The 23,391-nt window shown below is 70.7% G+C and carries 17 protein-coding genes; 12 read left to right on the forward strand and 5 right to left on the reverse strand.

Annotated features, from left to right (window positions below; all coding sequences use genetic code 11):
* The first annotated feature begins 54 nt into the window (after positions 1-54).
* From GGQ63_RS22355 to GGQ63_RS15055, 4 genes are all read left to right on the forward strand, one after another.
* The gene (locus tag GGQ63_RS22355) at positions 55-2,727 is read left to right on the forward strand and encodes a LuxR C-terminal-related transcriptional regulator (RefSeq protein WP_183857243.1); all 2,673 of its coding nucleotides are present in this window, start codon (positions 55-57) and stop codon (positions 2,725-2,727) included.
* A 134-nt stretch (positions 2,728-2,861) separates the two neighbouring features.
* The gene (locus GGQ63_RS15045) at positions 2,862-4,382 is read left to right on the forward strand and encodes a methyl-accepting chemotaxis protein (RefSeq protein WP_343061164.1); all 1,521 of its coding nucleotides are present in this window, start codon (positions 2,862-2,864) and stop codon (positions 4,380-4,382) included.
* Between the two features lie 336 nt (positions 4,383-4,718).
* Positions 4,719-6,419, forward strand: coding sequence for a methyl-accepting chemotaxis protein (locus GGQ63_RS15050; RefSeq protein WP_183857245.1), 1,701 nt, complete (start codon positions 4,719-4,721; stop codon positions 6,417-6,419).
* A gap of 163 nt (positions 6,420-6,582) precedes the next feature.
* Positions 6,583-7,041, forward strand: coding sequence for a response regulator (locus GGQ63_RS15055; protein WP_183857247.1), 459 nt, complete (start codon positions 6,583-6,585; stop codon positions 7,039-7,041).
* On the opposite strand, the gene GGQ63_RS15060 is transcribed toward GGQ63_RS15055, so the two are convergent.
* The 3 genes from GGQ63_RS15060 to GGQ63_RS15070 are packed head-to-tail and all read right to left on the reverse strand — an operon-like array spanning position 6,998 to position 10,679.
* On the reverse strand, positions 6,998-8,011 hold the full coding sequence (locus GGQ63_RS15060) for a sensor histidine kinase (RefSeq protein WP_183857249.1): 1,014 nt from the start codon (positions 8,009-8,011) through the stop codon (positions 6,998-7,000). The two genes, GGQ63_RS15055 and GGQ63_RS15060, sit on opposite strands and share 44 nt — an antisense overlap.
* Positions 8,008-8,457, reverse strand: a complete 450-nt coding sequence (locus GGQ63_RS15065) for a response regulator (protein WP_183857251.1) — start codon at positions 8,455-8,457, stop codon at positions 8,008-8,010. Before GGQ63_RS15065 ends, GGQ63_RS15060 begins: the two co-directional genes overlap by 4 nt.
* Positions 8,457-10,679, reverse strand: coding sequence for an ATP-binding protein (locus GGQ63_RS15070; protein ID WP_183857253.1), 2,223 nt, complete (start codon positions 10,677-10,679; stop codon positions 8,457-8,459). Before GGQ63_RS15070 ends, GGQ63_RS15065 begins: the two co-directional genes overlap by 1 nt.
* 297 nt (positions 10,680-10,976) lie before the next feature.
* On the opposite strand from GGQ63_RS15070, the gene GGQ63_RS15075 reads away from it, so the two are divergent.
* The 3 genes from GGQ63_RS15075 (at position 10,977) to GGQ63_RS15085 (ending at position 13,425) form a co-directional block, all read left to right on the forward strand.
* Positions 10,977-11,459 (forward strand): TspO/MBR family protein, encoded by a 483-nt coding sequence (locus GGQ63_RS15075; RefSeq protein WP_183857255.1) that lies wholly within the window; start codon positions 10,977-10,979, stop codon positions 11,457-11,459.
* 137 nt (positions 11,460-11,596) lie between these two features.
* Positions 11,597-13,066, forward strand: coding sequence for an ATPase domain-containing protein (locus GGQ63_RS22360; protein ID WP_183857257.1), 1,470 nt, complete (start codon positions 11,597-11,599; stop codon positions 13,064-13,066).
* Between the two features lie 5 nt (positions 13,067-13,071).
* Positions 13,072-13,425: a response regulator transcription factor gene (locus GGQ63_RS15085; protein WP_183857259.1), complete on the forward strand. Its 354-nt coding sequence runs from the start codon at positions 13,072-13,074 to the stop codon at positions 13,423-13,425.
* A gap of 28 nt (positions 13,426-13,453) precedes the next feature.
* Here the strand turns inward: GGQ63_RS15085 and GGQ63_RS15090 are convergent, their stop codons facing one another.
* Complete coding sequence (locus GGQ63_RS15090; protein WP_183857261.1) at positions 13,454-15,004, reverse strand: MFS transporter; 1,551 nt, start codon at positions 15,002-15,004, stop codon at positions 13,454-13,456.
* Positions 15,005-15,115: 111 nt separating this feature from the next.
* Positions 15,116-16,750, reverse strand: a complete 1,635-nt coding sequence (locus GGQ63_RS15095; protein WP_183857263.1) for an FGGY-family carbohydrate kinase — start codon at positions 16,748-16,750, stop codon at positions 15,116-15,118.
* 152 nt (positions 16,751-16,902) lie between these two features.
* On the opposite strand from GGQ63_RS15095, the gene dgoD reads away from it, so the two are divergent.
* The 5 genes from dgoD (at position 16,903) to GGQ63_RS15120 (ending at position 23,388) form a co-directional block, all read left to right on the forward strand.
* The gene (dgoD, locus tag GGQ63_RS15100; RefSeq protein ID WP_183857265.1) at positions 16,903-18,075 is read left to right on the forward strand and encodes a galactonate dehydratase; all 1,173 of its coding nucleotides are present in this window, start codon (positions 16,903-16,905) and stop codon (positions 18,073-18,075) included.
* A 7-nt stretch (positions 18,076-18,082) separates the two neighbouring features.
* A complete protein-coding gene (locus GGQ63_RS15105) occupies positions 18,083-18,859 on the forward strand; it encodes an SDR family oxidoreductase (protein WP_183857267.1) in 777 nt (258 codons plus the stop codon).
* A gap of 88 nt (positions 18,860-18,947) precedes the next feature.
* Positions 18,948-19,934 carry a substrate-binding domain-containing protein gene (locus tag GGQ63_RS15110; RefSeq protein WP_183857270.1) on the forward strand — a complete coding sequence of 329 codons (987 nt, stop codon included), beginning with the start codon at positions 18,948-18,950 and terminating at the stop codon, positions 19,932-19,934.
* Positions 19,935-20,878: 944 nt separating this feature from the next.
* Entirely contained in the window at positions 20,879-22,399 is a 1,521-nt protein-coding gene (locus GGQ63_RS15115; protein WP_210308528.1) for a sugar ABC transporter ATP-binding protein, read from the forward strand.
* 2 nt (positions 22,400-22,401) lie between these two features.
* Positions 22,402-23,388 carry an ABC transporter permease gene (locus GGQ63_RS15120; protein WP_183857272.1) on the forward strand — a complete coding sequence of 329 codons (987 nt, stop codon included), beginning with the start codon at positions 22,402-22,404 and terminating at the stop codon, positions 23,386-23,388.
* Positions 23,389-23,391 lie beyond the last annotated feature (3 nt).

The following is a 23,391-nucleotide window of genomic DNA, read 5'->3' on the forward strand; positions in this document are numbered from 1 at the left end:
TTGCTTGAGGTGACGAGGGGAGAGGGCTGAACGTTTCAACGGAGGCGGCGGATCGTGTCGATACACCCTTTCGTCGACCGGATCGGCCTGCCGGACCGCCGGTTTTCCGTGCCGCGCCGCGGCTTCGAGCCGATCGAGCGGCCCGCCCTCGTCGAGCGCATCCTGGCCGGCCTGGCCGGCCAGGTGGTGGTGCTGAAGGCGCCGCCCGGCTTCGGCAAGAGCGAACTGCTCGCCGCGGCCGCCGCGCAGCTCGGCGGCCCGGGCGACCGTGTCGCCTGGCTCACGCTGTCGGCGGAAGACCGCGAGCCGGAGCGCTTCCTCGACCATCTCGCCGCCGCCTTCGGCCTCGACACGGCGCCGGCGCAGCGGCTCGGCGCCGAGCGGGCGCGGCAGCTCCTCCTCGCCCGCCTCGCCGCCGAGGGTGGCCGGCTGATCCTGATGCTCGACGGCTTCGAGGCCGCGACCGGCGAGGCCTTCGCGGCTTGCGCCGACGCACTCTTCCGCGCCCTGCCGGACAATCTGCGCGTCGTCGTCGCGACGCACCGGCGGCCGGACCTGCCCCTGTCGCGCTTGCGGCTGAAGGGGCTCGTCACCGAGATCCTCGCCGACGAGCTCGCCTTCACCCGCGCCGAGATGAAGCAACTGGTCGGTCGCCGGCTGTCCGCCGACGCGTTCGAGGCCTTCGCGGCGCTGACCGGCGGCTGGCCGGCGCTGGTCGGCCTCGCCTTGCCGCTCCTTGCCGACCCGCAGCAGGGGGAGGCGCGCGCCGCGCTGCTCGCCGGCACGCACCGGCTCTGGCGCGATTTCGTCGTCGAGGAGGTGGTGCCGCATCTCCCCACCGACATGGGCGAGGCGCTCACCGTCTGCTCGATCCTCACCGAATTCCCCCTCGATCTCGCCGCCCATCTCTCCGGCGTCGCGGTCGGGCCGCGCTCGCTCGGCGATCTCGAGGATTTCGCGCCGATCATCGTTCCGGTCGCCGGCCAGCCGGGCTGGCTGCGGCTGCATCCGGTGCTGCGGGCGACTTTCGCGGCGCAGCTCGGCCTGCTTCCCGCCGAGCGCGTCGACGGCCTGCACGCCCGCGCCGCCGGCTGGTTCGCCGCCCGCGGCCATCTCGAAAAGGCGGTCAGCCACGCCTCGCGCGGCGGCGATTTCGCGCTCGCGGCGGAAGCGATCCGTCAGGCGGGCGGCGTCAGCCTGTTCATCCGCGCCGGCCACACCGTGCTCGCCCGGCTGATCGAGAACATCCCGACCGATGTGATCTACCGCTCGCCGAGCCTGATGCTCTCCTACGCCCTCGTGCTCGCCAAGCAGGGCCGGGTGCAGATGGCGCGCGAACTGATCCTCGAACTGAGGAAGGGCGGCGAGCCCTCGCCCTTCCCCGCCATCCCCCTCTCCGCGCTCGACCATATCGAGGGGCTGATCGACATCCACAACGACCGCACGCCCGGCGCCGGGGAGATCGCCTGGCTGGAGGCGATGGCGCAGCGCATGGGGCCCGGCGAGACCTGGAGCCGCGGCTGGATCTACAACCATCTCTGCATCGCCTATACGGTGCACGGCGATCTCGAGGCGGCGCGCACCAATGCACTCAAATCGCTCACCTGCTATCGCGAGGAGAAGGCCTCCTACGGGCAGATCTTCATGCTCATCCATCTCGGCCTCGTCGCCATCCTGTCGGGCCGGCTGAACACCGCGGTTCTGTTCGGCGAGGAGGCGGAGGACCTCTGCCGGCGGCATCAGGGCACCGACCGCAATCTCGTCGCGATCGCCCATATCCCGCTCGCCGAGGCGCTCTATCACCAGGGCGATCTCGCCGCCGCCGAGCGGCTGATGGGGGAGGGCATGCCGCATCTCGCCCGCGGCGAGGGCTGGGTCGACCTGTTCGTGCGCGGCTATGGCGTGCTCGCCCGCTGCCGGCTCGCCGCCGCCGGCATCGAGGCGGCGCTCGCCGTGACCGACCGCGCCGAGGAGGTCGCCGTCGAGCGGTCGCTGCCGCGGCTGCGGCTCGCCGTCGAGGTGCTGCGGATCGAGCTTCTGACCCGCGCCGGGCTGATCGATTCCGCGCTCCACCTCGCCGCCCACCTGCCGCCGATCGAGGACGAGGCGGCCTGGCCGTCCTGGCGGGAGTGGAGCGACGCCGCGGTCGCGCTCGCCCGTATCAAGGTGCGGGCCGGACGCGCGGAGGAGGCCGCCTCCCTCCTCGACCGCCTCGCGGAGACGAGCCGCCGGCACGGCCGCGGCTTCCATCTCCTCCTCGGCACGGTGGTGGCGGTCGAGGCCGACTGGGCCGCCGAGCGGCTCGACGCGGCGCGCGCCGCGCTGCAGCGGGCGATCGCGCTCGCCCAGCCACAGGACGCGCTGCAGGTCTTTCTCGACGAGGGCGCGCCGCTCGCCCAGGCCGTGCGCGGCATCGTCCGCCGCTTCGGCCTGTCCGCCTTCAGCCCGCGCACGGCCGAGTTCATCGGCCGCATCGCCGGCGCCGCGCAGCATTGCGGCCCGACCCGGCCCGCCGGCGGGCGCGGCGAGATCCTGAGCGAGCGGGAGAACGAGGTGCTCGAACTGCTCGCCCGCGACGCCACCAACAAGGAGATCGCCCGCGACCTCGGCGTCAGCGAGGCGACGGTGAAGTTCCATCTGAAAAACCTCTACGCCAAGCTCGGCGTCAGCCGCCGCAGCCTCGCCATCGCCGTCGCCCGCCGGACGGGGATGCTGCGCGCCGGCTGACGGTCGGATCATCCCCTTCCCGCGCGACGCCAGCCCCGCGCAAGCCGGACCGGGGATTCCTCGGTCAACCTTGTCCGGAGGGGCCGTCGGGGCTTCCGCATCCGGGCGTCGCAACATCCGACCGAGGAGTCGTCGTGTTCAAGAAGATCCCTCTGATGGCGAAGGTCTCGTCATTCCTGCTCCTGCTCGGCATCGCGGCCGGTGTCGGCATCGTCTTCACCGGAAACCGGATCGCGGGGATCGACGCCGCCTATCGCGAGGCCCTCGAGGGTCCTGCGCGGGCGACGCTCCTGCTCGCCCGCGCCAACCGGTTCGTCGTCACCTTCTCGCTCAATCTGCATCAGGCACTCGCCTCGCTCACCCCGGAGGAACGGGAGGCCGCGGTGGCGGCCGAGGCCGAGGCGCTCGACCGGGCGGAGGCCCTGTTCGAGGAAGCCGCCCGCATCGACCCCGTGCACGCCGCCCGGATCGAGGTTCTGCGGGCCGAACTGGCGCAGATCATCGGAGGCAGCTGCGCCGCGACGCGGGAGCGCGTCAACGGCGCTGCCGATGTGCAGCAGCGGCTGCTCGCCGGCGAGGAATGGACCCGCTCCTGCACGCCGCTGTTCAGCCGGCTCTCGAAGGAGATCGCGGCCGTCTCGGATACGCAGATCGAGAATCTGCGGGTCGCGGAAGGCGTTCTCAAGGGCGACACCACGCAGACCGTGATCGTCATCTATGCCTCGCTGTTCGGCGGTCTGGTTCTGATGCTGCTGCTGGCGCTCGCCGGTGTCCGCTATGGCGTCATCCGGCCGCAGGAGCGGCTGAAGGCGGAACGCGCGGCGATCGCCGCCGATTTCGAGACCAAGATGGGCCTGCTCGCCGAAGCGCTCGCCAGTTCCTCGAACGAGGTGCAGATGGCGGCCCGCAACCTCTCGGTGAGCGCCGAGGAGACGTCGCGCCAGGCGATCGCGGTGACAGGCGCGGCGGAAGAGGCGTCCAACAACGTGCAGACCGTCGCCGCCGCGACCGAGGAGCTCACCTCCTCGATCGGCGAGATCGGCGCGCAGGTCTCGCGTGCCGCGGACATGGCGGTCGACGGCTCGCAGGAGGTCAACCGGACCGCCTCGGACATCCGCGAGCTGTCGGAGGCCGCGGCGAAGATCGGCGAGGTGGTGAAGCTGATCACCGACATCGCCGCGCAGACCAATCTCCTCGCGCTCAACGCGACGATCGAGGCGGCCCGCGCCGGCGATGCCGGCCGCGGCTTCGCGGTCGTCGCGCAGGAGGTCAAGCAGCTCGCCGACCAGACCGCCCGTGCCACGCAGGAGATCGGCCACAAGGTCGCCGATATCCAGAAGGCGACCGGCCGCACCGTCGGTTCGATCGAGTCGATCGTCGCGACGATCGCGCAGATCCGCGAGGCGACCGCGATGATCGCCTCCGCGGTGCAGGAGCAGACCGCCGCCACGCACGAGATCGCGAGCAATGTTCACATGGCGGCGGACGGCACCGGCGCGGTCAACGACAACATCGCCGGCGTCAGCCGGGCGGCCGAGATGACCGGCGCCGCCTCGACCCAGCTCTCCAGCCTGTCGACGTCGCTCTCCGATCAGGCCGACGAGATGCAGCGCCGGGTCGACGACATCGTCCGCAGCCTGCGCGCGAGCGGCTGATCCGCATCGCCGGCGACCTGCCCTTCACGGTCCCGGAAGCGGCGGGCCGCGCCCGCCGCGCGATCGCACACGTTCGACTGTGACCGAAGGCCGGATCCGCTCCGGCCTTTCGGCGATTCAGGCGGAGCCGTTCGCAAAGGGACAGCGGCGGGCCCACCGCCTTTCAGCCTGACATTCCTCCGATGCCGAATGCGCCCGCTCGCCTGTCACGGCAAGGCGAGCACGACGCCAGCCCCGCGCAAGCCGGGCCATGGATTCCTCGGACAACTTCGCCTGGAAGGGGGCCATGGGGGCTCTGCGGTCCAGGGTTGCCCACCGTTCCACCGAGGAGTCCTCATGTTCAAGAACCTGCCCCTGATCGCGAAGATCGCTTCGCTCCTGCTGCTGCTCGGCGTGTTCGCCGCCGGCGGCGTGCTGTTCGCCGGAACCAAGATGCAGACGATCGACCACGCCTATGGCGAGGCCCTCGAAGGCCCGTCGCGCGCCACGCTCCTGCTCGCTCGTGCGAACCGGTTCGTCGTCCAATACGGGCAGGCGGTCTATCGCTCGCTCTCGGCCACCGACGCCGAGGCCAATGCCGCAGCCATTGCGACGCAGGAGGCTGCCATCGAGCGCTTCGGCAAGATGATCGACGCCGCCGCGGAGCGGCTGCCGGAGGCGAAGCAATCGATCGAAGCGCTCCGCGGCCGCTTCCAGCAGTTCGTCACGGTGAACTGCGGGGACGTCGTGCAGCGCGCCAACGCATCGACCGACGCGCAGTCGAACCTCAGCATCGCGGCCGAATGGAACGCGAGCTGCATGCCCCTCCTCGAGACGCTGACGCAGGACATCGCGGCTCTCATCGACGAGAAGGTCGCGGCGCTCGATGCGCTGGAGGACGGCCTCCACGCCGAGACCGCCCGGACCATCACGCTCGTCTATTCCCTGCTCTTCGGCGGTCTCGTCGTCGTCCTCGGCATCGCCGTCTTCGCCACCCGCTTCGGCATCGTCAAGCCGATCGACGGCATCCGGTCGACGCTCGAAAGTCTCGCCAAGAACCAGTTCAATCTCACCATCGCCGGCACCGACCGCAAGGACGAGATCGGCAAGATGGCGGTCGCCGCCGAGGAACTGCGCGGCGCGCTCGAGGCCGCCGACCGGGCCCGCGAGGAGGCGCGTCTCGCCGATCTGCGCGCCGCCGAGCGGCTGAAGGAGGAACGTGCGGCGATCGCTGCCGATTTCGAGACGAAGATGGGCGCGCTCGCCCAGGCGCTCGCCAACTCCTCGAGCGAGGTGTCGCAGGCCGCCCGCAATCTCTCGGCGAGCGCCGAGGAGACCTCGCGTCAGGCCGTCGCCGTGTCGAGCGCGGCGGAAGAAGCCTCCAACAACGTCCAGACCGTCGCCGCCGCGACCGAGGAGCTCACCTCCTCGATCGGCGAGATCGGCTCGCAGGTCTCGCGTGCCGCCGACATGGCGGTCGACGGCTCGCAGGAGGTCAACCGCACCGCGTCCGACATCCGTGAGCTCTCCGAGGCCGCCGCGAAGATCGGCGAGGTGGTGAAGCTCATCACCGACATCGCCTCGCAGACGAACCTCCTCGCGCTCAACGCGACGATCGAGGCGGCCCGCGCCGGCGATGCCGGCAAGGGCTTCGCGGTGGTCGCCCAGGAGGTCAAGCAGCTCGCCGAGCAGACCGCGCGGGCGACGCAGGAGATCGGCCACAAGGTCGCCGACATCCAGAAGGCGACCGGGCGCACCGTCGGTTCGATCGAGACGATCGTCGGCACCATCTCGCAGATCCGCGAGGCGACCGCGATGATCGCCTCGGCGGTCGAAGAGCAGACCGCGACCACCCGCGAGATCGCCGCCAACACCAATATGGCGGCGGACGGCACCGGGGCGGTCAACGACAACATCGCCGGTGTCGGCCGCGCGGCCGAGATGACCGGCGCCGCCTCGACGCAGCTGTCGAGCCTGTCGAGCTCGCTTTCCGATCAGGCGGACGAGATGCAGCGCCGGGTCGACGAGATCGTCCGCAGCCTGCGCGCCAGCGGCTGAGACGAGGCGACCATACGGCCCGGCCGCCCCTCCGATCGGACGGGCGGCCGGGCCTTTTCGTGTCGCGGCCGCCGGCACTGCCGCACGGAACCGGGGCGGCAAAGCCGAGTTGAGGCGGCATGATGCCGAAAACAGCCCTCCGTCCGGCTGCCGGGTACGTCCGATGACGTCCACCGGCCGGGCGGCTTCGCCTCTCGCCGGCTTGCGCGTGCTGCTCGTCGAGGACGATTTCCTGATCGCCATGGAACTCGAGGACGCGGTGGTCGACTTCGACTGCACCGTGGTCGGACCCTATGGACGCCTCGGGGAGGCGCTCGAGGCGGTGGCGCACGAGGCGATCGACGGCGCGGTCGTCGATCTCAACCTGCGCGGCGAGTCCTCTCTCCCGCTGATCGAGCGGCTGCAGGCGGCCGGCGTGCCGGTGATCGTCAGCAGCGGCTATGTCGAACTGCCGACGCTGCAGGAGCAGCTCGCCGTCCTGCCCAAGCTCCCCAAGCCGCTCGACGCCGAGCGGCTGCGCGGGCTGATGGTCGAGCATTTCCGCGGCACCGCGAAGGCCGGCGCCGACGGGGCGGCGGTCAGACCGCCGTCACGAAGCGAAGCCGGCAGACGACGCCCGTAGGCGCAAAGTCGAGATCGGCCGTGCCGTCGAGTTCGTAGCGGATGCTGCGGTCGACCAGCGTGCTGCCGAAGCCCGCCCGCGTCGGCGGCGCCACTTCGGGTCCGCCGCTCTCGCGCCAGACGAGATCGACCATCGGCCGGCCGCCGCTCTCGTCGAGCGTCCAGGAGACGTCGACCCGGCCGTTCGCCGACGACAGCGCGCCATATTTCATCGCATTGGTGACGAGTTCGTGCAGGATCAGGCTGAGCGCGAGCGCCGCCTTCGGCGCCAGCGGAACGCGGGGTCCGGAAAGGCCGATCGTCCGCTCGCCGTCGCGGCGGAACGGGTCGAGCGTGCGCTCGAGGATCTGCCGCAGGCTCGTGTCGCCCCAGTTCGCCTCGAAGAGCAGCGCATGGGCCTCGGCGAGGGCGCGCAGCCGGCTGATCAACGCCTCCTCGTATTCGGCCACCGAGCCGCTGCCGCGCGCCGTCCGGCGGGCGATCGACATCACCATGGCGAGCGTGTTCTTCACCCGGTGGCTCAGTTCGGCGACGAGCAGTTCGAGCTGGCGCTCCGCCCGCCGGCGCTCCTCCCGCTCGCGCGTCTCGGCGAGCGCCCGTTCGATCGCCGCCGGCAGCCGGATCAGCCGCTGCTTCAGCACATAGTCGGTGGCGCCGCGGCGGAAGGAATCGATCGCGATCTCCTCGCCGAGCACGCCGGAGACGAAGATGAAGGGCGTGTCGGGGGCCGCCGCCTTGGCGAGATCGAGCGCCATCATGCCGTCGAAGCCGGGCAGCGAGTAGTCGGAGAGGATGACGTCGAAACCGCCGGCTTCGAGCGCGGCGGCGTAGTCCGCCCGGCCGGTCGCCCGCACGATGTCCGGCGCCGGCACGAGGCGGTCGAGATGCGCCGCGATGAGATCGGCGTCGAGCGGGCTGTCCTCGAGGAGCAGGATGCGGGGCGGCGCCTGCGGCACGGAGGGGCGGCTCATCGCAGTCGGTAACGCGGCGGCGGCTCGTTGAGCAGCGCCCAGAACACGCCGAGGTCCTGGATCGCCTTGAAGAACTCGCTGAACTGCACCGGCTTGACGACGAAGGCGTTGACGCCGAGTTCGTAGCTGCGGACGAGATCCTGCTCCTCGCGCGAGGAGGTCAGCATGACGACCGGCACGTGCCGCAGCGCCGGGTCGCCCTTGACCTTCTGCAGCACTTCGAGGCCGTCGATCTTGGGCAGTTTGAGGTCGAGCAGGACGACGGTCGGGTCGCCCTCGGCGCGGCCGGCGAACGGACCGCGCAGATAGAGATAGTCGAGCGCTTCCTCGCCGTCGCGGGCGACGACGATGTCGTTGGCGAGCTGGCATTTTTCGAGCGCCGCGAGCGTCAGTTCGAGATCGCGGGGACTGTCTTCGACCAGGAGGATCGGACGGAGTTCGGACATTATGGCTTCGTCGGCTTCCCTGTCGGTTTCCTTGTCGGGTTCCTTGGCAGTGCGAACATGAATTCGGCTCCTTCGTCGAGGCGTCCTTGCGCCGTGATGCGGCCGTGATGGCGGTCGAGAATGCGGCGGGCGAGGGCGAGGCCGATGCCCGTGCCCTCGAAGTCTTCGGCCCGCTGCAGGCGCTGGAAAACGCCGAACAGCTTGTCGACATAGGCCATGTCGAAGCCGACCCCGTTGTCGCGGACCCGGTAGCAGGTTTCGTCGCCCTCGACCCAGCCGGTCACCTCGATCCGCGCCGGATTGCGCGGCCGCGTATATTTGACCGCGTTTTCGACGAGATTGAGCCAGACCTGCCGCAACAGATTGGGATCGCCCCAGGCCGGCGGCAAGGGATCGATCCGCCAGTCGATCGCACGCTGCTCGAGAGTGAAGGCGAGCGTGTGCTTCACTTCGGCGACGAGCTTGTTCATGTCGACATCGGTCGACGCGACATGGGTGCGGCCGAGCTGGGAAAAGGCGAGCAGGTCGTCGACGAGCCGTCCGGCCGAGAGGGCCGCGTCGGCGATGCTGTCGAGATAATGCCGGCATTTCTCGTCGAGCTCCGGCGCCCGCTCGCGCAGCAATTGCGAATAGCCGACGATGTGGCGGAACGGCGCGCGGAGATCGTGCGACACCGAATAGGAGAAGGCCTCGAGCTCCTTGTTGGAGCGCTGCAATTCCTGCGTCAGCGCGGCGAGTTCCTCGGCCTTTCTGAGCACGATCCCGACGATCGCCGCGCGCAGGTCCTGCGCGGCGGTGATCTCCGCCGGCCGCCAGGGCAGGGCGGTCAGGCGGACCTGCTCCTGCCAGGCCGCGAAGGAGGCGCGCGGATGGATGCGGCCGTGCTCTGCGACCGTCTTGTGCGGATCGCCACCCCAGCTGACGGTGCGCACCACCTCCGGCCTGAACCACAGGAGCCAGCTCGGATGGAGTTCGGAAATGCGGATGGCGAGGAGGCCGCTCGCCACCGCGGCGAAGCTCGCCGCTTCGGGCAACAGCGTGGCGAGCGCCGGCGTGGCATAGAGGTCGCCTTCGCCCCGCGCCTCGAGCCAGGCGACGATGGCGCGGACCCCGGCCTCCTCCGGCGCGTCGCCGACGGCATGATAGGAGCCCTCGGCGACGATCGCCGCGCCCGATGCGCCGACCTGAGCGAGCAGTTCCGGTCCCGCCTCGACGAGGCCGCGGCGCCAGTCGGAGGCCGCGGCCATGCGGCCGAGCAGCCGGCCGAGCACCTCGCCGAGCCGCAGCCGGAGCGCGTCGCCGGCGCTTCGCTCGCGCGCCTCGATCCGCGCGGCGGCCGCCTGGACGGCGAAATCGCAGGCGTTGCGGATGTTGAGCGAAACCGCATGCGGCCGCGCGCTGTGGCAGGCGACGAGGCCCCACAGCTCGCCGGCGACGAGGATCGACACCGACATCGAGGCGGCCGTGCCCATGTTGCGCATGTATTCGAGATGGACCGGCGAGACGCTCCGGAGCGTCGCGAGGCTCAGATCGACCGGCGGATCGATCGCCGGCATGATCGGCACGGGCCGGTAGTCGATGTCGGGGATCATCCGCAGCCGGCTGAGCCGGTAGAGCCTCCGCGCCTGGGCCGGGATGTCGCCGGCGGGGAAGCGCAGGCCGAGATAGGAGGGCAGGCGGCCATTGCCATCCTCGGCGATCACCTCGCCGTTCCATTCCGCATCGAAGCGATAGACCAGCGCGCGGTCATGGCCGGTCAGCGCCCGGACATGGCGGGCGAGATGGCCGGTCAGCCGCGCGAGATCGCCGTCGTCGGTGAGCGTCTCGGTGAAGCGCCGCAGCCGCGGGAAGAGCCGGTCCATGGTCTCGTCCTCGGCCGCCGGCGGAGCCTCGAACTCCGCCACCAGATGCGCGCCGGAGCGGTGCAGGGTCATCTGCCAGTGGCGGCCGGCCGCCTCGATCCGCTGCTGGTCGGCGCCTGCCTCGAGGGCGGCATCGCCGGACAGCGCTTCGGCGAGCGCCGGCAGGGCGGCGGGGAGCGAGGTTCCGGCCTCGAGCGGCGCGCCGAGCTTCTCCGCGGCATTGGCGCTCGCCTGCACGACGCGCAGGGTGCCGGGGTCGATCACGAGCAGCACCCCATAGGGCTGGATCGCGCCCGGAATATGGATCGGCTCACGGGCGCAAAGGTCGAGATCCGCCGTATCGTCCCTGGCGTCCGTCATCCTGTCACCTCGTCTTGCGCGGTGGGCCGAGGATGCCCGCAGCCGATGTCGGGCGTGCGGGCGCGGCGCCGGGCCGGACCCCGGCGGGGCGGATTCTCATGAACCGGATGTGGGCGAACCAAGGGCGGGGGGCTCCCTGTGGGCGGGCCGATCGGCGGCCCGGGCGAGGACGGTCCGTTCCGGCGGGTGGGAAGTCAAGTCCACACGCCGTCCCGCCGGCCTTGAAATGCCGGCGCGGCGAACAACAATAGGGCGAGGCGGCACGGCGAACAGGTATAGCGGGGACGGATCGGCATCATGGGCAGTTTCGACAGGGCCGGCGCGTCTCCGGCGCGGCTTTCCGCGCTCGCCGTCTTCCTTGTGGTCGTGGTCGGCGGCGGCCTGCTGATCGGCCTGCTCAACACGCCCGGTGCCTGGTATTCCGGCCTCGTCAAGCCGTCCTTCAATCCGCCCGCCTTCGTCTTCGGCCCGGTCTGGACGGCGCTCTATGTCGCCATCGCGGTCGCCGGCTGGCGGATCTGGCGGGTCGCGCCGAAGAGCGGGGCGATGTGGCTGTGGGGCGTACAGCTCCTCCTGAACTGGCTGTGGTCGCCGGCCTTTTTCGGCCTCGAGATGCCGGCGCTCGGGCTCGTCGTCATCCTCCCGCTGCTCGTCGCGATCCTCGCCTTCATCGTCGTGGCGCGGCGGATCGACCGGCCGGCGGCGTGGCTCTTCGTGCCCTATGCCGCCTGGGTCGGCTTCGCGACCGTGCTCAACGCGAGCATCGTCGCCCTCAATTGACAGGAAGAGCGGAACCGAACCGCGTGCCGCTCGTTTCGGAACATTGAGGGTGGGTCGGCCGGCGTCGTCGTCGACGGTAGGGGAGTGGCCGCGCGCCGCATCCGTTCCCCGGCCGACAAAGTGGGGAACGATCCGGCGTGAGCGGTGAAGACGGGATTCGGCGGACGCCGACGGGCATCGAGGGGCTCGATGCGGTGTTGAACGGCGGGCTGCTGCAGGGGGCGGCCTATATCGTCCAGGGACCGCCGGGCGCCGGCAAGACCATCCTCGCCAACCAGATCTGCTTCAATCATTCGGGCCGCGGCGAGGTCGCGCTCTATGTCAGCCTGCTCGCCGAATCGCACGACCGGATGATCCGTTACATGCAGGCGCTCGGCTTCTATGCCCAGGACCGCATCCCGGACCGGCTCAGCTACATCTCGGCCTATTCGACGCTCGAGAAGGAGGGCATGCGCGGCGTCATCCGCCTGCTCGGCCAGGAGGCGCGGCGCCGGCGGGCTTCGCTCGTCGTGCTCGACGGGCTGTTCGTCATTCACGATGTCGCCGGCAGCGAACTCGAATTCCGCAGCTTCGTGCACGAATTGCAGGGGCAGGCGGCGCTGCTCGGGCTCACCATGGTGGTGCTCACCAATCAGCGCCGCGGGCCGGATTCGCCGGAATTCACCATGGTGGACGGCTGGATCGAGCTGAGCGACGTCACCCACGGCCTGCGCGCAGCGCGCCAGCTGACGCTGCACAAGCAGCGCGGCGGCAGCTTCATGCGCGGCTCGCATTTCTTCCGCATCACGCAGAACGGCATCGTCGTCTTCCCGCGCACCGAATCCGCCTACCGGCTGGAGCGCGAGGGCGCCTCGCCGGAGGGCCGGATGAGCAGCGGCGTCGCCGGCTTCGACCGGATGCTCGGCGGCGGCTTCCCGGCCGCCTCGGCGACGCTCCTCTACGGCCCCTCCGGCTCCGGCAAGACGACGATGGGGCTGCATTTCCTCGCCGAGAGCACGGAGGAGGAGCCCGGCCTCCTGTTCGGCCTGTTCGAGAGTCCGGAACGCCTGATCGGCAAGGCGAAGGCGCTCGGGCTCGATTTCGAGCGGCTGATCGCCCGCAACGCGCTCGGCATCGTCTGGCGCAGCCCTGCGGAGAACATTGCCGACGAACTCGCCCATGAGCTGATCGCTGCGGTGAAGCACTGGAAGGCGCGCCGTGTCTTCGTCGACGGCCTGGGACCTTTCCGCAGTGCCCTTCTCCACCCGGAACGGTTCGCCCTCGTCATCAACGCGATCAACCGCCATCTGCGGGCGCTCGGCACGACCCTCGTCTGGACGCTCGAGAACCGCGAGTTCTTCCTCGCCAACAATATCGGCCATGACGACCTGTCGCAGATGGTCGACGGGGTGATCCTGCTGCACTACGCGGTCGAGGACGACGTACTCAAGCGGCGCTTCTCGATCCTCAAGGTCCGCGACAGCGATTTCGACCCGCGCGCGCGCGATTTCATCGTCACCGATCGCGGCATCCGGGTTGACGCCGTCGGGGGCACCCCCCCGCGGCGGAGCGAGGAGGAGCACGGCCGGGAAACGCCCCCATCGCCGCACGGCGCGGAGGCGCGCTAGCTCCGATGAAGCGGATCCTCCTCGTCGAAGATGAGATTCTGATCTCTCTCAACAGCAGCATGCTGCTGGAGGACGAGGGATTCGCCGTGGATGTGGCGTTCAACGGCGAGCAGGGGCTCGACCTCGCGCTTGCCCGTTCGCCCGACCTCATCGTCACCGACTACATGATGCCGCGCATGGACGGGCTCACCTTCATCATGGAGGCGCGCGCGCGGGGCGTCACCGTGCCGATCCTTCTCACCACCTCGATGCCCGAGAAGGGGCTGTCCGAGACCTATCGCGGCGGCCACGACGCCTATCTCGCCAAGCCCTACAATGCCGAGCAGCTGCTCGCGCTGGTGCGGCGCCTGCTCGGCTGAGCGGGCTGCCGGTCACGGCGCCGGCCTCTCACGAGCCGGTCCGCGGCGCGGCCGTGCCGCCCGCGTCGCGCGGGGTGCGCAGCAGCCGATAGGCGATGAGGCTCGCCGAAGCGGCGACAACGGCGCCGATCGTCGCGACGGTGGAGAAGGCGGCGAGGAAGGCACTGCGGGCCGCGGCGACGACCGCTTCGCCGTCCGCCCCGCCGATCCGGCGCCCCTCGGCGAGCGCGGCGCCGAGCGTGTCGCGCGCCGCCTCCCGCACATCGGCCGGAATGTCGACCGGCAAGGCATCGCCGACGAGGCCGCGATAGACGGCGATGGCGATGCTGCCGAGCACGGCGATGCCGAGCACGCCGCCGAACTCGGCGGCCGTCTCCGAGACGGCGCCCGCTGCGCCCGCGCGCTCCGGCGGCGCCGCGCCGACGATCAGGTCCGTGGTCAGGATGAAGACCGGGCCGAGACCCGCCGAGAGGACGAGCAGCCCGCCGATCAGCAGCGGCAGGTCGTCGGCCCCGTCGACGAAGGCGAAGACGACGAGCCCCGCGGCGAGCGAGGCGAGACCGGCGGCGAGCACGGCGGGCGCCGGGAAGCGGCCGACGACGGCGGGCGCGGCGAGCGAGCTGACGGTGATCAGCGCCGAGGAGGGCAGCATCCACAGCGCGGCGGCGAGCGGCGACAGGCCGACGACGAGCTGAAGATACTGCGCGATGAAGAGGAACATGCCGAACAGCACGAAGACGCCGACCATGTTGACGCCGAGTGCCGCCGAGAAGGCGGTGCGCCTGAAGAGGGCGAGGTCGATCATCGGATCGGCGAGCCGCTTCTGCCGCCGCACGAAGAGCGCGCCGACGCCGATCCCGGCGAGCATGATCGCCGCCGGGACGAGGCCGAGCCCGCCTTCCGCCATGCGCTTCAGGCCGTAGATGACGGTGAGCACGGCGGCGAGCGACAGCACCGCGCTCGCGATGTCGAGCCGGCCGGCCTTCGGGTCGCGGTATTCCGGCAGGAGGATGGGGGCGACGACGAGGAGCAGCACCATCACCGGCACGGCGAGCAGGAAGACCGAGCCCCACCAGAAATAGTGCAGCAGCACGCCGCCGACGATCGGGCCGATCGTGCCGCCGACCGCATAGGAGGTGCCCCAGACGCTGATCGCGAAGGTGCGCTGGCGGTCGTCGTGGAACATGTTGCGGATCAGCGACAGGGTCGAGGGCGCGACCGTTGCGCCGGCGATGCCGAGCAGCGCCCGGGCGGCGATCAGAGCTTCGGCCGTCGGGGCGAAGGCGGCGAGCACCGAGGCGACGCCGAAGAGGGCGGCGCCGATCATCAGGAGCTTGCGCCGGCCGATCCGGTCGCCGAGCGTGCCCATGGTGACCAGCCAGCCGGCGACGAGGAAGCCGTAAATGTCGACGATCCACAGGAGTTGCGCGGCGCTCGGCGCGAGGTCGGCGGTCAGCTGCGGCACGGCGAGGTTCAGGACGGTCAGGTCCATCGCGTAGAGCATGCAGGGCAGCGCGATGACCGCAAGGCCGATCCATTCGCGGCGGCCGGCCTTCGCGGGGGGATCGAGGAGGGGCATTGCTCTACTCCGGTTCGTGCGACCACCTGTGCGCGGCCTTCGGCCGCTGGAGCAAGGACGAAAGAAGGACGCCGCCGCCGACAGGCGACGGAGATCGGGCGGCCGGCCCGGTCAGAACCCGGCCATGATGGTGCGCAGGTCCCGGTCGGCCTGGCGCAGCAGCGCGAAGGCGGCGCGCTTGCGGTCGTGGAAGGCGGCGACGCGGCCGCCCTCCGGCGCGATCACGCCGGCGAGCGCGGACATCGCCTCCATCGCCGCGCGGGCGGAGGGGAAGGCGCCGGCCGCGACCGCGCCGAGCATCGCCGCGCCGAGCAGCACCGGCTCGGCGGTCGCCGGCAGGGCGACGTCGAGCCGGGTGGCGTCGGCGAGGATGCGGCGCACCAGCGGGCTGCGGCCGGCGCCGCCCGAGACGACGAGGGTGGCGAGCGGCACGCCCGCCTCGCGGATCGCGCCGACGGCTTCCGCCGTGCCGCAGGCGAGGCCGCACAGCCCGGCGAGATAGAGCCGGGCGAGGCTGTCGAGATCGGCCTCGAGCGGCAGGCGCGCGACGATCGCGCGTGCATCGGGATCGGCGAAGGGCGAGCGGTTGCCGAGATAGTCGGGCAGGACGTGCAGGTCGGCGGCGAGGAAGGCGGCCTCGGAAAGCGTCGGCGCGGCGGCGAGGATGCGCGCTTCGAGGAGGCCGAGCACGCTGTCGCCCGCCGCCTTCGCCGCGGCTTCCGCCTCGGCATGGGCGGGATGGCAGCGCACCAGATGGTCGAGCGCGGCACCGGCGGCCGACTGGCCGCCCTCCGCGAGCCAGAGGCCGGGCACCATCGCCGAGTAATAGGGGCCCCAGACGCCCTCGACGAAGACCGGATCGGGCGTCGACACCATGATGCAGGTCGACGTCCCCATGATGTAGCCGACCCGGGCGGCCGGATCGCCGGGCGTGCCGTCCGGATCGCGCCCGCCGACCGTGCCGAAGCCGCCGGCATGGGCGTCGATGAGGGCGGCGCCGACCGGCGTGCCGGGACGAAGGCCGAGCGCCTCGGCCGCCTCCGCCGTCAGGCCGCGGCCGAGCGGCGTGCCGGGATCGACGATCTCGGTGCCGATCCGGGCAAAACCCTCGTCGGCGAGCTCGGCGAGGCCGATGCCGCGGAAATAATCGGCGCTCCACCGCTTCTCGTGGGCGAGATAGGTCCATTTGCAGGTGACGGTGCAGACCGAGCGGGCGAGGCTGCCGGTCGCCTTGAAGGTCAGGAAGTCGGAGAGGTCGAGGAAATGCCCGGCGGCCGAAAAGGTCTCGGGCATGTGCTTCTTCAGCCAGAGGAGCTTAGGCGTCTCCATCTCCGGCGAGATCGCCCCGCCGACATAGGAAAGCACGTGGTGGCGGCCGGCATTGACGAGCCGCGCCTCGGCGGCGGCGCGGTGGTCCATCCAGACGATGACGTTGCGCTGCGGGTCGCCGGACGGGCCGACGGCGAGCGGATCGAAATGGGGGTCGACGACGACGAGCGAGCAGGTCGCGTCGAAGCCGATGCCGGCGATATCCGCCGCATCGGCGCCGGCCGCGGCGAGCGCGCCGCGCACCGCGGCGGCCACCGCCGCCCAGATGTCGGCGGAGGACTGTTCGACGATGTCGCCCGCCTCGTGCCAGATGCGGATCTCGTGCCGGGCGGTGCCGACGAGCGTGCCGGCGGCGTCGAAGAGGCCGGCCCGCGCGCTGCCGGTGCCGACATCCACCCCCAGAAACAGCGCCGCCATCCGATCCTCCCGCACAACCCTCTGTCGCGGGGCTCTATAGCACGTCCCGTCCGCTCCGGCCCGCTCCCCGGCTTGACCGGCGATTTCACGACATGATACGGAAGGAAAAATACGATAATTGAGACGGAACAATCGTCTCATTCGGAGGAAGCGTGAAGATCGTCGCCATCACGACCCGCATCGTGAATGCGGAGATGCGGAACTGGGTCTTCGTCCGCGTCGAGACCGACCAGCCCGGCCTCTATGGCTGGGGCGAGGCGACGCTCGAGTGGAAGACGAAGGCGGTCGCCGGCGCGATCGAGGACCTCGCCCCGCTCGTCATCGGCCGCGACCCGCGCGACATCGAGCAGATCGTCCGCATCCTGAAGAAGCATTCCTTCTGGCGGCTCGGCGTGATCGGCATGAGCGCGATCTCCGGCATCGAGATCGCGCTGTGGGACATCATGGGGAAGTGGCTCGGCCAGCCGGTCTGGCGCCTGCTCGGCGGCAAGGTGCGCGACAAGGTCAAGGTCTATACCCATCTCGGCCTCGGCGACATGCGCGCCGTCTACGAATCGCTCGAGCTCGAGCCGCTGGTGCAGCGCGCCGCCCATGTCGTCGAGCGCGGCTACCAGGCCTTCAAGGCGGTGTTCATTCCCTATACGCACTACACCGCCCCGGTCGCCGAGATCGACAAGGTGGCGCGGATGATGGAGGCGCTGCGCGCCGCCGTCGGCCCTTCGGTCGAGATCATGGTCGACTTCCATGGCCGGCCGGCCTCCGCCGCCGCGGCGCTCGCCTATATCGACGCGGTGGCGCCGGGCCGGCCGCTCTTCGTCGAGGAGGTGCTGCCGCCGGGCGAGACCGGGGCGCTCGTTCAGCTCGCGGCGAAGACGCATGTGCCGATCGCGACCGGCGAGCGGCTGGTCGACCGGGCCGAGTTCGACGACCTCTTCCGCACCCGCGCGATCGACATCGCGCAGCCCGACATCTGCCATTGCGGCGGCCTGCTCGAGGCGAAGAAGATCGCCGCGATGGCCGAGGCCGCCTCGATCGGCGTCGCGCCGCACAACCCGCTCGGGCCGATCGCCGGCGTCGCGGCGCTGCACTTCGCCGTCTCGACGCCGAACCACATCATCCAGGAGGAGATGGTCGGCGCCGTGCCCTGGTATTTCGAGGTGGTCGACGGGCCGATCCGCATGGTCGACGGCCATTGGCAGGTGCCGGACGCGCCCGGCCTCGGCATCGAGGTCGACGAGGCGGCCTGCGCCCGTCACCCCTACCGGCCCGAGATCATGCACACCGTCAACGCCGTCATGCCCGACGGCACGATCGTCGACTGGTGAGGCCACCATGGCGGGACGTCTGAAGGACAAGATCGCGATCGTCACCGGCGCCGGCCAGGGTATCGGCGAGGCGACGGCACGGGCCTATGCGGCGGAGGGCGCGACGGTCGTCATCGCAGAGCGGAACGAGGCGACCGGAAACGCGGTCGCCGCCTCGCTCGCGGCGGCGGGGGCGCGGTCGCTCTTCGTCGAAACCGACGTCGCCGACGCGGCCTCGGTCGAGGCGATGGCCGAGCGCGTGCTCTCCGCCTTCGGCCGGATCGACGTGCTCGTCGCCAATGCCGGCATCAACGTCTTCCACGAGCCGCTCGAGACGAGCGAGGCGGAGTGGCGGCGCTGTTTCGCGGTCGATCTCGACGGGGTGTGGTATTCCGCCCGCTCGGTGCTGCCGGCGATGCGCGACCAGAAGGGCGGCGCGGTGGTGGCGATCGCGTCCTGCCATTCCTTCGCGATCATTCCGAACACCTTCCCCTACCCGGTCGCCAAGCACGGCCTGCTCGGCCTCGTGCGCGCGCTCGGCATCCAGTATGCCGCCGAGGGGATCCGCGTGAACGCGATCGCGCCGGGCTATGTCGAGACCGAGATCGCGCGCGACTACTGGGCGACCTTCCCGGACCCGGAGGCCGAGAAGCGGCGCACCTACGACCTGCACCCGCCGCGCCGCATCGGACGGCCGGAAGAAGTGGCGATGACGGCGGTCTTCCTCGGCTCGGACGAGGCGCCCTTCATCAATGCCGCCTGCATCGTGATCGATGGCGGACGCTCGGTTCTCTATCACGAGTGACGCCGGACGAAACCGGCGTCCGGCCGCCGGAAGAAGAGCCTGAGGAGAGGGACCCCGGACCGGACGGGCTCCATCGGAGGAAACAGACATGAAGACCTTTCTTCGTTCGGCGCTCGTCGCGGGCGCCGCGCTCGCCGCGCTCGTGACCGCCGCCGCGGCCGAGGACCCGATCAAGTTCGGCTACATCAACAAGATGGGCGACCATCCCTGGTTCGTCCGCGAGGTCGAGGGCGCCAAGGCGAAGGCGAAGGAGCTCGGCGTCGAGCTGCTCGTGCAGGACGTCCAGTTCGACGCCAATCTCGCCGTGACGACCTTCGACACCTATGTCGGCGACGGCGTGAAGGGCATCGCGATCGTCGTTCCCGACCGGGCGCTCGGCCCGGTGGTCGCCGACAAGGCGAAGGCGGCGGGCATCGGCCTGATGGCGGTCGACGACGACATCGTCACCTCGGAAGGCGGCGCGGTGCCCTATGTCGGCCTCGACGCGCATTCGATCGGCAAGCAGGTCGGCACCGAGATCGCCCGCCTCTACAAGGAAGAAGGCTGGGCCTCCGAGATCGACAAGGTGCGCGTCGGCTCGATCGAGGACCAGAAGGCCGACACCTGCATGCGGCGCAATGCCGGCGCCCGCGAGGCGCTGATCGCGGCCGTGCCGGAGCTCGCCGACAAGGTGATCTCGATCCCCTACGACAACACGATGGTGAACGCGATCGACGTCGTCTCGACGACGCTGACCGCCCATCCGGACGCCGAGAAGTGGATCTTCTTCTCCTGCAACGATGACGGCGTGCTCGGCGGCGTGCGGGCGACGGAGAATTCCGGCGTCGACCCGAAGAACGTCATCGGCGTCGGCATCGACGGCTCGCGCTCCTGCGAGGCGTTCTCCGCCGGCACGCCGACCGGCTTCCGCGGCACGATGTGGCTCGACAGCGCCAAGCACGGCTCGGCGGCGATCCAGGCGCTCTATGACCATGTGAAGAACGGCACGCCGCTGCCCGAGGCGAGCTACCAGGACGCGACGCTGATCAATGCCGGGAATTTCGGCGAGTACAAGGCGACGCTCGGCTGCAAGTGAGCCGGCGAAGGATCGGCTCGACCCGATGTCGGGCCGATCCGCCGCCGCCTCGCCGCGCCACCGTCACCCCGGCCTCCGTTGCCGGGGTCCATGATCGGGCCGGTCCGGGGGAAGGGTGAGGCGCCCTCCGCCGCCTCGACGCCTTCGGCCGCGTGCCGTTGGTGCTGTCGCCCCCGCCGCCCGGCGTCACGATTATGGATGCCGGCACGGAGGCCGGCATGACGGGCGTGTGGGGTGGGTATGGTGTGCCGGCATGACGGGTGTGGGGTGGCGGTGCGGACATGACGGGTTTGGCGTGGTCAATCGTCCCTCGGCGCCGTGTTCGGGGGCGAAGGTCGGACGTGAGATGCGGAGCGCCGTTTCCGCCCCGCGCAACCGTCACCCCGGCCTCTGTGCCGGGGTCCATGATCGGGCCGGCCGGGGGAAGGGTGAGGCGCCCTTCGCCGTCTCGACGCCTTTGGCCGCGTGCCGTTGGCGCTGTCGCCTCCGCCGCCCGGCGTCACGATTATGGATGCCGGCACGGAGGCCGGCATGACGGGCGTGTGGGGTGGGTAGGGTGTGCGGGCATGACGGGTTTGGCGTGGTCAATCATCCCTCGGCCGTGTGTTCGGGGGCGGAGGTCGGACGTGAGATGCGGAGCGCCGTTTCCGCCCCGCGCAACCGTCACCCCGGCCTCTGTGCCGGGGTCCATGATCGGGCCGGTCGGGGGAAGGGTGAGGCGCCCGCCGCCGTCTCGGCCCGGCCTCGACGCGTTGGGCCGCGTGCCGTTGGTGCTGTCGCCCCCGCCGCCCGGCATCACGATTATGGATGCCGGCACGGAGGCCGGCATGACGGGTGTTGGGGGTGGCGGCCGGCATGACGGGTGTGTGGGGTGGGTAGGGTGTGCGGGTATGAGGGGTGGGCGGCGATGAATGGGCGGGCCGGGTGGCGCAGGGAGGGTTGCGATGGCTGACAGTGAACGGATGCCCGTCGTCCGCGTCGAGGCGGTCGCCAAGCGGTTCGGGGTCGTGCAGGCGCTGAAGGGCGTCTCGGTCGATTTCCGGGCCGGCGAGATCTGTGCCCTCGTCGGCGAGAACGGCGCCGGCAAGTCGACGCTGATGCGCGTGCTCGAGGGCGAGCACCGGCCGGACACCGGCACCATCGCCGTCGACGGCCGGCCGGTCACGCTCGCCTCGGCGCGCGAGGCGCACGCGCTCGGCATCCGCGTCATTCATCAGGAACCGGAGATCATTCCCGAACTCACCGTGGCCGAGAACATCTTCGTCGGCGATTTCCGCGCCCGCGCCGGCCTGTTTCTCGACCGCGACGATCTGGTGCGCCGCGCCCGGGCGCTGATCGACGCTTTCGGGGTCGGCGATCAGCTCGCCCCGGAGCGGACCTGCCACGGGCTCGGGCCGGCGCAGCGCCAGCTGATCGAGATCATGCGGGCGCTCCGGCCGGGCGCGCGCCTCGTCGCCTTCGACGAGCCGACCTCCTCGCTGACCGAGGAGGAGGCGGGCCGGCTCTTCGAGATGATTCGCCGGCTCAAGACCGACGGCGTCGCCGTCGTCTACATCTCGCACCGGCTGCGCGAGATCGTCGCGCTCGCCGACCGGGTGGTGGTGCTGCGCGACGGCGAGCGCGTCGCCGACGAGCCGATCGCCGCCGTCGACGAGGCGACCATGGTGCGCCTGATGGTCGGCCGGCCGATCAGCGACCTGTTCCATCGCCGGGTGCGCGCGCTCGGCCCCGTGGCGCTGGCGCTCGACGGCGTCTCGACCGACAAGGTCACCGACATCTCCTTCTCGATCCGGGCCGGCGAGATCGTCGGGCTCGGCGGCCTCGTCGGCGCCGGCCGGACCGAAGTCGCCCGCGCGATCGTCGGCATGGACCGGCTCGCCGCCGGCACGATGGCCGTCTTAAGCGCGCCCTACCGGCCGCGCGACCCCTCCGACGCGATCCGCGCCGGCATCGGCCTCGTGCCCGAGGACCGCAAGCAGGAGGCGCTTCTGCTTCTCCAGCCGGTGCGCGACAATGTCAGCCTCGTCGTGCCCGACAAGGTGTCGCGCTTCGGCTTCTTCGACCGGCGGAAGGAGACCCGCCTCGTCGAACACCATGTCGCGGAGCTGCGGGTGAAGACGCCCTCGATCGGCCAGCCGGTCGGCAAGCTCTCCGGCGGCAACCAGCAGAAGGTCGTCTTCGCCCGCTGGCAGGCGCGCGGGCCGGCCGTGCTGATCCTCGACGAGCCGACGCGCGGCATCGATGTCGGTGCCAAGGCGGAGATCTACCGGCTGATCGAGAGCCTCGCCGATGCCGGCCTCGCCATCCTGCTGATCTCGTCGGAAATGCCCGAACTGCTCGGCCTCGCCGACCGCATCCTCGCCATGGCCGGCGGCCGCATCACCGGCGAACTCGACGGCGCCACGGCGACCGAGGAAGCCGTGCTCGCGCTCTCCATGCGCCAAACCCTCGCGAAGGCCTCCTGACGATGACGACCGCTTCGCCCGCCGCCCGGCGTTCCCGCCCCGGCCTCCTCGCCCGCATCGGCACGCAGAATCTCAGCCTCCTGATCGCGCTCGTCGTGCTGCTCGCGATCTTCGGCGTGCTGCGGCCGGACGTCTTCTTCTCCTGGCGCAACATGGTGAATATCGGCCTCGCCATCACCATTCTCGGCATCCTCGCCATGGCGCAGACGATCGTCATCGTCTCGGGCGGGCTCGACATCTCGGTCGGCTCGGTGGTCGGCCTGTCGACCATGGTGCTCGCCGTCGCCGTGCAGACGACCGGCTCGGTCGGCATCGGCGTCGCCGCCGGGCTCGCGGCGGGCGTCCTCGCCGGCGCGGCGAACGGCGTCGCGATCGTCTACGGGCCGGTCAATGCGGTGATCGCGACGCTCGGCACCATGTCGGCCTTCCGCGGCCTCGCCTACATCATCAACAACGGCAATTCGATCCCGATCCAGGGCGATGCGCTGCGGCTGCTCGGCACCGGCACGCTCATCGGCCTGCCCTTCGCGATCTGGCTGCTCGTCGTGGTGATGATCGTCTTCATGATCTTCACCCAGAAGACGATCGTCGGCCGCAACATCTATGCGATGGGCGGCAATCCGACCGTCGCCCGGCTCGCCGGCATCCCGATCCGGCGCTACCAGATCGGCATCTATGCGATGAGCGGCGTCGCCGCGGCGCTCGCCGGCGTCGTGCTCGCCGGCCGCACCATGTCCGGCCAGCCGGCCTCGGGCAGCCAGGGCCTCGAGCTCGAGGCGATCACCGCGGCGATTCTGGGCGGCGCGGCGCTGCAGGGCGGCAAGGGCACGATCGTCGGGGCGATGCTCGGCGTGCTGATCATCGGCGTGCTCAACAACGGCATGATCCTGACGAGCGTGCCGACCTTCTACCAGCTGCTCGCAAAAGGAGCGTTGCTGATCCTCGCCGTGGTGGTGCAGGAAAGACAGCGCGCGACCCGCGGAGAATAGAGA

The organism is Prosthecomicrobium pneumaticum (genome assembly GCF_014199915.1).
GTDB lineage: Bacteria > Pseudomonadota > Alphaproteobacteria > Rhizobiales > Kaistiaceae > Prosthecomicrobium > Prosthecomicrobium pneumaticum.

Coding starts and splice junctions, on each gene's coding strand:
- GGQ63_RS15050 (WP_183857245.1), top strand. CDS start 4,719: ATGTTCAAGAACCTGCCCCTGATCGCGAAGATCGCTTCGCTCCTGCTG.
- GGQ63_RS15055 (WP_183857247.1), top strand. CDS start 6,583: ATGACGTCCACCGGCCGGGCGGCTTCGCCTCTCGCCGGCTTGCGCGTG.
- GGQ63_RS15060 (WP_183857249.1), bottom strand. CDS start 8,011: ATGAGCCGCCCCTCCGTGCCGCAGGCGCCGCCCCGCATCCTGCTCCTC.
- GGQ63_RS15065 (WP_183857251.1), bottom strand. CDS start 8,457: ATGTCCGAACTCCGTCCGATCCTCCTGGTCGAAGACAGTCCCCGCGAT.
- GGQ63_RS15070 (WP_183857253.1), bottom strand. CDS start 10,679: ATGACGGACGCCAGGGACGATACGGCGGATCTCGACCTTTGCGCCCGT.
- GGQ63_RS15075 (WP_183857255.1), top strand. CDS start 10,977: ATGGGCAGTTTCGACAGGGCCGGCGCGTCTCCGGCGCGGCTTTCCGCG.
- GGQ63_RS15085 (WP_183857259.1), top strand. CDS start 13,072: ATGAAGCGGATCCTCCTCGTCGAAGATGAGATTCTGATCTCTCTCAAC.
- GGQ63_RS15090 (WP_183857261.1), bottom strand. CDS start 15,004: ATGCCCCTCCTCGATCCCCCCGCGAAGGCCGGCCGCCGCGAATGGATC.
- GGQ63_RS15095 (WP_183857263.1), bottom strand. CDS start 16,750: ATGGCGGCGCTGTTTCTGGGGGTGGATGTCGGCACCGGCAGCGCGCGG.
- GGQ63_RS15105 (WP_183857267.1), top strand. CDS start 18,083: ATGGCGGGACGTCTGAAGGACAAGATCGCGATCGTCACCGGCGCCGGC.
- GGQ63_RS15110 (WP_183857270.1), top strand. CDS start 18,948: ATGAAGACCTTTCTTCGTTCGGCGCTCGTCGCGGGCGCCGCGCTCGCC.
- GGQ63_RS15115 (WP_210308528.1), top strand. CDS start 20,879: ATGGCTGACAGTGAACGGATGCCCGTCGTCCGCGTCGAGGCGGTCGCC.
- GGQ63_RS15120 (WP_183857272.1), top strand. CDS start 22,402: ATGACGACCGCTTCGCCCGCCGCCCGGCGTTCCCGCCCCGGCCTCCTC.